The organism is Bartonella queenslandensis AUST/NH15 (assembly GCF_000312585.1).
GTDB lineage: Bacteria > Pseudomonadota > Alphaproteobacteria > Rhizobiales > Rhizobiaceae > Bartonella > Bartonella queenslandensis_A.
Window position 1 is genome coordinate 1 of record NZ_HE998136.1, and the last position, 422, is coordinate 422.

The 422-nt window shown below is 40.8% G+C and carries 1 protein-coding gene; it reads left to right on the top strand.

What is annotated here, in order from left to right; genetic code table 11:
* A partial coding sequence (locus BN338_RS09645) for a phage capsid family protein (RefSeq protein ID WP_039761758.1) occupies positions 1-422 on the top strand: 422 nt, incomplete at both ends.

The window sequence follows — 422 nt, forward strand, 5'->3', positions numbered from 1 at the left end:
TTCAAGTATGCGGCTATACAGCGCCCACGATAACGGTTAATGGTCGCGATCTCTATATTCGTCCGGTTCATTATGGCTTTAATCCAATTATGGAGCCAAGTAAGGAACGTATTATCCGTCCAGATGTTAAAACTAAGGATGAAGATCTCAATGATAAAGCCAAACATAGCTTTAGCCTTAAATTGATTGATGAGGCTGTTTTGAAGGCTAAACTTGCTGATCCTTATATTACTCCCGTCACTATAGATGGTGATGAGGTTTATGTGATGTATTTGCACCCCACACAAGTCAAGCAATTGCGAACCAACACAGCAGAAGGTGAATGGTTAGATATTCAGAAAGCGGTTTATGCAACCTCCCGTAAGAAGAACCCAATCTTTGATGGTTCTCTTGGCATGTATAATGGTGTTGTTTTACGCGAA